The 7,227-nt window shown below is 55.8% G+C and carries 6 protein-coding genes and 1 pseudogene; 2 read left to right on the forward strand and 5 right to left on the reverse strand.

From position 1 onward, the window contains the following. From ADICEAN_RS19530 to ADICEAN_RS19545, 4 genes are all read right to left on the reverse strand, one after another. Nucleotides 1-1,152 (reverse strand): glycosyltransferase family 2 protein (locus ADICEAN_RS19530; protein WP_040398411.1); only part of this gene is annotated, 1,152 nt, incomplete at its 3' end. An 18-nt stretch (nt 1,153-1,170) separates the two neighbouring features. Then, entirely contained in the window at nt 1,171-2,454 is a 1,284-nt protein-coding gene (locus tag ADICEAN_RS19535; protein ID WP_009197393.1) for an ABC transporter ATP-binding protein, read from the reverse strand. A gap of 9 nt (nt 2,455-2,463) precedes the next feature. Next, nucleotides 2,464-3,210, reverse strand: a complete 747-nt coding sequence (locus ADICEAN_RS19540) for an ABC transporter permease (protein ID WP_009197394.1) — start codon at nt 3,208-3,210, stop codon at nt 2,464-2,466. A gap of 434 nt (nt 3,211-3,644) precedes the next feature. Further along, nucleotides 3,645-4,949 carry a glycosyltransferase family 61 protein gene (locus ADICEAN_RS19545; RefSeq protein WP_009197395.1) on the reverse strand — a complete coding sequence of 435 codons (1,305 nt, stop codon included), beginning with the start codon at nt 4,947-4,949 and terminating at the stop codon, nt 3,645-3,647. 176 nt (nt 4,950-5,125) lie between these two features. On the opposite strand from ADICEAN_RS19545, the gene ADICEAN_RS19550 reads away from it, so the two are divergent. Further along, entirely contained in the window at nt 5,126-6,016 is an 891-nt protein-coding gene (locus tag ADICEAN_RS19550) for an alpha-1,2-fucosyltransferase (protein WP_009197396.1), read from the forward strand. Between the two features lie 44 nt (nt 6,017-6,060). Beyond that, nucleotides 6,061-6,945 carry a glycosyltransferase family 2 protein gene (locus tag ADICEAN_RS21625; RefSeq protein WP_009197397.1) on the forward strand — a complete coding sequence of 295 codons (885 nt, stop codon included), beginning with the start codon at nt 6,061-6,063 and terminating at the stop codon, nt 6,943-6,945. 17 nt (nt 6,946-6,962) lie between these two features. Here ADICEAN_RS21625 and ADICEAN_RS23435 read toward each other — a convergent pair. Then, nucleotides 6,963-7,227 (reverse strand): annotated as a pseudogene (locus ADICEAN_RS23435) (hypothetical protein); the annotation flags it as partial.

Here is a 7,227-nt window from a genome sequence, read left to right on the forward strand (position 1 = left end):
TCCCTGCCGGATGAGCTTTACATAAAATTTTGGCAGCACCAGCAGCAGGTGCTTGCGGTAGCCAGCCTGGCGCTGCTGTTGCTGTTGCAGCAGGGCAGCCGTAGCAAAGCCCCGCATGTAGTAATATATCTGTTTTTTGAGGCCGCTGAGCTCCCGCCGATGCGTATGATGCACCACCGCCAGGGGGTTGTAGCGGATGCTGAAGCCCCCGGCCAGGATACGAAACCACATTTCGGAATCGCCATTGCAGCCGGCTGCCCCTACATCCAGCAATTCGTTGAAATATCCCACCTGTTCAAAGACCGATTTGCGAAAGGCCATGTTGGCCCCTGCCCCAATCTCCCATACAGGAGGGCCTATGGCCAGGGTTTGCTTAAAATACTGCTGGTCATAGAGCTTGTTCCGGTAGCCGCGGTTAAAGCTCCAGTGCCACTCAAAGATCTGCTGGGCTTCGGTCTGCAGCTCGGCTGCTAATACCAGCCCGGTAAGGGCCGCTACCTGCGGATCCTCAAACGACTGCCAGACCCGGTACACCCAAAGGGGGTGGGCCACCACATCATCGTCCAGAAAAGCCACCAGAGGACAGCTGGCCAGCCGGATGCCGGTATTTCGGGCAATGTCCAGGCCGCCGCGCGCTTCATAGGTATAGCGCACCTCGGGATACTGGTTTACGACCGCTTCAGTAGCCTTATCAGAAGAGGCATTGTCAACCACCAGGATCTCCTGGGGCTGGCAGCGCTGGTTCCTGAGCAGTTCCAGACAGTTTTGTAGCAGCGCAGGCCGGTTGCGGGTGCAGATCACTACCGATACGGGCACTGTTGCCGGCAACGTATGGGGCAGCAGGGGGTCCAGCACCTGCGCCATCCCGTGCAGCAGAGGGGGAGTGTTGCCGCTGCTGAGCCACGCCTGCCAGGGGGGGAGGGCTGCGGCATCAGGGGCATAAGCCTCCAGGGCCGGGCTAAGGGATTCGGCCAGTTTTTGGGTATACTGCTCACTGCTGAGCGTTTCGCCGGGGGCAATACGCACATGGCCCAACGGAATATCTTTCCACCAGTAGACCAGGTAGTGACCGGCTGCTGTAGTATCCAGCTTCGGCAGTTGCAGGCCGTCTGGCAGGGAATAATGGCGAATATGGTACGGAGGATGCGTCATGCCCGGCTGTGGCCCTGCTTAGTTGAGTACATTCTGATTTTGTTTGAGGCTGAAGGGAAGCTTAGGCCGTACGGCCCCCATCCATTTGCCAAACCATTTGATATCGCCTCGGTAATCTTCCACATCAAAGGAGATGCACTCCTCAAAATAAAAGAGGTTTACCGAGGTGTCTTTTACCACAATTAGGGAAATATAGTATGAGCCGTCGTTGAGCAGATTGCCCGGAATACTGCATTCGCCTTCTACCAGCCCGGGCTCGCACATGATGGCTGCCGAGGGTACATCAAAAATACAATCGCCACCATAAGAGAACAGGTGAAGACCGGTGCTCAGCAGGGCTTTCTCTCCCATGTTCCAGAAGGAAAATCGGACCTTAAGCGGGGTGCGGATATCGATGGGATCTTCCGGTCGGGCCAGCTCGGGAACCAGTTCAACCGAGTGAAAGCGAATGGTATCATTGCCGGGGGCTTCCTCAGGGCTGGCCCACTGCTGCCGCATTTGAAACTTCTGGATGTTGGAGACATAGCTGTTTACAATGCTGGTGGCCGGACCAATCTGTTTTACCTTTCCCCCCTGCAGCCAGATGGCTTTTTCGCAGAGGTTAGTAATGGCCTGCATGCTGTGGCTTACAAACAATATGGTACGGCCATCGGTCTGGGAAACCTCCCGCATTTTGCCCAGGCATTTTTTCTGAAATTCGGCATCGCCTACGGCCAGCACTTCGTCTACAATGAGGATATCGGGCTCCAGGTGGGCGGCTACGGCAAAGGCCAGGCGCACATACATGCCAGACGAGTAGCGCTTTACGGGCGTATCGATGAACTTGCCAATGCCCGAAAAGTCAATGATCTCATCAAACTTGCTGCGGATCTCATCCTTTTTCATGCCCAGGATGTAGCCGCTGATGTAGATGTTTTCCCGACCGGTAAGCTCCTGGTGAAAACCGGTGCCCACCTCCAGCAGGCTGCTTACCTTACCCTTGCCCCGGATCACTCCATGGGTAGGGCGCACAATGCGGGACAGGATCTTCAGCAGGGTAGATTTGCCGGCGCCATTCTGGCCTACGATGCCCCAGACCTCACCCTTTTTCACCTCAAAGCTGATGTTTTGTAGCGCCCACAGGTATTTGCTGCTGTCGTAGCCGACGCCAGATTCTGGGCCCAGGGTAAAAAAGGGGTCTTTTTTACCCAGCACCGTACTGTTCCAGAACAGCTGCACATCCTGCCGCAGCGAGCCGGTGCCAATTACCCCCAGCCGGTAAAGCTTGGACACGTTTTCTACCTGTATGACTACATCCTGCATAGGCCTGGCTTATACCACGTCGATTAATTTATCGCCCTGTTTGTTAAAGATCATGAAGGAGACCACTACCAGCACCAGGGCAAACAGGGTGCTGTAAAGGAGCTGGCCAACACCAAAGGTGCCATCGCCCAGCAGGCCGTAGCGGAACACCTCAAAGAGAGGGGTAAGGGGGTTGAGCTGTACCAGCCACTGCACATCTTTGGGAATTATAGCCACCGGATAAATCACCGGCGTCAGGAACATCATCAGGCGCACCCCCAAGTGTACCAGGTTTACCAGGTCCCGGTACTTGGCGGTAAGCACCGAAAAGATCAGGCCCAGCGACAGGCCAATGCAGCCTATCAGCAGCACAGATAAGGGAAAAAACAGTAACCAGGCATTGACCGATACCGGCACCCCTTCTACCACCCAGTACCACAGCAGCACGATCAGCAGCAGCACCAGTTGCATCAGAAAGCGAAAAAAATGGGTGCTCATAACCGACAGGGGCACTACCAAACGGGGAAAGTATACCTTGCTGAAGATCTGAGCATTTTCCCGAAAGGTGAAGGAGGTACCCAGAAAGCTGTCGTTGAAAAAATTCCAGAGCACAATGCCCGCCAGATAAAACAGCACAGGGGGGATGGTACCGGTGGGAATACCCACCAGCTTATCAAAGACCAGTACAAAGGTTACCAGGGTAAGAATGGGCTGAAACAGGATCCACAGCGGCCCTAGCACCGTTTGCTGGTAGTTGAGCAGAAAATCCCTACGCACCAGCCGGGCCAGCAGGTTGCGGTACGACCACAGCTCAGCGGCACTCCAGCCCCACCAGCTGGTGCGGCTGCCAAATTCCCAATCCCATTGGCTTTTTGTTAGGTTTTTCAGACATGGATGATCGATCGTCAGACACTAAAAATAGAGGTGGTACCCGCTCTGCGGTGTGGTACCCATAAATAATTGACGCTTCAAGACAAATATACCGAACTTAACATTAAGACTACATTAAAAAATCAAACCCCTGCATAAGTCTACACCTTCTCACAACAGCCTGCTGCCCAGGCGGCTACTGCCAGGCTGCGCAAAACCCCTGCCCCAGGTACTTCCGCAGGGGCGGAAAGTGGGTGTTATAAACCAAAGTGAAAAGGGTAGCAGTGGGAAATGAGTAAGCAACAGCATCGGGTATATAATCGTTTTTCGGGTCTTTTTGTTTACCCTTGCGGCAAACCCCCTTCGGGAGCAGAGCCCCCGCCCGCTGGGCTGCCAGATAATGTTGTACCACCAGTATGCGGGCTCTGGTGAGGTACAGGGCCCAGGCATTCCTGCAGGGTTTTTTCAATCAACTGAAGGTCTACCGCTACATCGGCATCGTTCAGGCGGGCCCTGGAGGTGGCAGCCTCCGTGGCCTCTGCCACCATCTGGCAGGGAATGGCATAGTAAGGAAGTCCCAGGCTGGAGGCCAGCAGGTAGTAAGCTTCATTGAAATGCTGCTGGTTCATCATTTCTAGCACACGGGCCCCCTGAGGCAAAAAGAGCATGTTCACCAGATTGGCGCCATGCAGGCCCAGTAGCAGCTCGCTTTCCTGCATCAGCTGCAGCTGCTGGTCAAAGCTGAGCTGCTCAAAACAAACCACCTCAAACCCCCATTGCCGGAGCAGAGGCAGCAGGGCCGCCTCATTTACCAACCGGCGCGTTTTCTGACCGGCCCGGGAAGCATAGATCCTGCGCCAGGGCCGGGCAGGGGGGCTGTGCCGGGCCAGCAGCTGCCGGCGTACGGCTACGATCAGTTCTTCCTGTAGGGGTGCCGGAGCAGTGGCCGGCCGCTGCTGCTCCGCCAGCCGGGCCAGCTGGCTTAGCCGGGCATTTTCGTGCTCTTCGTAATAGTAAACAAGCTCGGGTAGCAGAAGCCGGCCTACATGCATGGCGTTTGAGGTATTTCGGGGCAGGGGATGCCAGTTGCGTACCCCCAGCAATTCCAGGCTGCGGTGCACAAAGGCAGGGGCCGGATCGGGCACTAGCAGTGCACTTTCGGGATGGGTCTGCAGCACCAGCAGCAGGCGGGGCAGGGCTTCTATCATCCAGTGGTAGTAGTTGCGGGCCGACCACTCATCATGCACCAGGGCTGCCGGGGGTAAGCCGGATGACAGAGGGCTTACCGGCGACAGCCATTGCTGGGCCATCAGCTGCCCGCGCTGGTGCCGGGGCAGTGCCTCGGGACTGCACAGGCTGGGCACAAAGATCTTTCCCCATTTGAACACCACCGCCTCGCTGCTTACCCACACCCCCTGCAGTTTAAATATGCGCCGCTCGGGCACATGCTTTACGGCAATAAAATGCCCCGCAAAAGAGGCAGGCAGCGATGCCAGGTTCAGGGGCTGCTGTACCTTAAGCTGCAGGAGCGGAGGGGCCACTACCTCAAGCCTGGTATGGGTCCAGGGGGGCAACCTGCGGCCTATGGCTTCCAGCTGCTTATAAAAGGCATCCCGAACGGCCGCTACTACTGCTGCTTTCTTCATGAAACCAAAAAAAGGCTAAACGGTGAGGCTACAAAGCAGTTTACTGCCCCGCCTTGCATCTTAAACGTTTTTTCAGAACAATTGGCTGCCTTAGGTCGTTTTTTTCTGGAATTACCCTAAGTAGGGCGCCTGAAGAAAAAGCAAAAGCAGCGCCCGCACACTTACCCCCTAGCTATATGATGATTGTTCGCCTGTGTGGTGGATTGGGCAACCAGCTTTTTCAGTATGCCGTAGGCAAGCAGCTGTCTGTTAAAAACAACATTCCGCTAAAGATAGATGATTCCTGGCTCAGGCTGCCCGATGCCCGCAAGTACCGGCTCCAGTTTTTTCAGATAGAGGAGCCTCTGGCCAGTCCGCAGGAGGTGGAGCGCTTTGTAGGCCCCTATGAAAGCCAGTCGCTCTATGCCAGGCTGTACCGGAAGGTTCAGAACATGCTGCCCAGGCATCGGCGGCGTTATTTTCAGGAAAGCGGTTTCTGGGCGTATGAGCCCGAGCTCATGCGCATTCGCTCGCAGGTCTTTCTGGAAGGTTTCTGGCAGCACCATGCCTATTTTACCCGGCTGCATCCCCAGGTACTGGAGGCCCTGCAGCTGCGGGAAGAGTACCGGCAGGAGCCCTATGCCGTACTGGATCAGATACGGGAAGATGCCGCTTCTGTATCGCTGCACATCCGCCGGGGCGATTATGTAAGCGACCCCTACAATCTTCAGTTTTTTGGTGTAATGCCGCTCTCCTACTACCAGCAGGCTGTTGCCTATATGCAGGAGCAGCTGCATGCGCCCACCTTTTACATTTTTTCGGATGATCTGGACTGGGCCCGGGCCCATCTGAAACTGCAGGCCCCTATGGTGTTTGTGGATATTGAGGGCGGACGCAAAGAGTATCTGGAGCTGGAAGCCATGCGCCTGTGCCGGCACAACATTCTGGCCAACAGCTCCTTCAGCTGGTGGGGTGCGTACCTGAATACCAACCCCCACAAACGGGTAATTGCCCCCCGCCAGTGGGTGGCCGACCCGGAACTGAAAGACAAGGTGCAGATTCAAATGCCGGACTGGATACTCCTGTGAACCCTCAATAGCCCTGACGCTTATTATCTGCAGAATATACCCGTATGAAGCATTCGATCTCCTACATAATGCCCTGCTACAACTGCGCCGATACGGTAGATGCGGCCATTGCCTCTATCCTGGAAACCAATCTGCAGCCGGGTGATGAACTGATCCTGGTGGATGATGCCTCTACGGATAGCACTGCAGAGAAGCTACAGGCCTATGCTGATGAGCATGAGCAAATCCTGTTGTGCCGCCACCACATCAACAAGGGCACTGCCGCTGCAGGCCGCAATACGGGCATCGACCGGGCGGCCCATGAGCTGATCTTCTGCCTGGATGCCGATAACCTGCTCTACCCCAACAGCATAGCCCCCCTAAAGGAGTTTCTGCTCGAAAATCAGCTGGATGCGGCTGCCTTTGGCCGGATCGATTACTTTACTGATAATCCGGAAATCCTCCACCAGCACTGGGCATTAACTGAAAAGCTGTCGTTTATTGATGCACTGAATAACCCCATGAAAACCCCCTGCGGCTCGGGCAATTACCTCTATACCAAAACTATCTGGAAAAAGGTGGGTCGCTATAACGAATCGGTTGGCGGCGCTTATGACTCGGAGCTGTTTGGCCTGAAACTGCTGGCAGAAGGGGCCCGCTTCTGGACCCTGCCCAATACGGCCTACCTGCATCGGCAGGGCTATGAGTCTACCTTTATACGGGAGTACCAGAGGCGCAATTCATCCCTCCTGTTCCTGGCGGCGCTAATTGACTACTGGAACCAGCTGCATGAGGATGATGTGGCCTATATGTTTGGCAGCGGCCGCACCAGCTGGCATGAACGCCTGCACGAGCGGCCCCTTCGGCCACGTGCTGCACAGCCCGCTGGCGGCCTGGCATCGCTAGGGAAAAGGCTCAGGCGCCGTCTTATGCGGCTACTAGAGTACTGAAGGGGGAGAGCTATGGCCTATACAGCCTGTTGAGCATATTCAGGAAGGGTAATGGTGGGCCGGCCCAGCTCCTGCCAGGCCTGCTCGCCCTCAAAGCGCTCGGGATACTCATTCAGCGCTTCAATGATCTTGGCAAGGTAGTGGTACTTTTCGCCAAACAGGCCCATAAACCTGACATGCCAAGCGGGGCCGTTACCAGTTTGAGCGGACGCCTGGGGTAGTGTGCGGCAAAGAGCCTGGCTGCCGCATCGGCGGTGTAGCCCTCGGGACCTTGGATGGTAT

Source organism: Cesiribacter andamanensis AMV16, from assembly GCF_000348925.1.
GTDB lineage: Bacteria > Bacteroidota > Bacteroidia > Cytophagales > Cyclobacteriaceae > Cesiribacter > Cesiribacter andamanensis.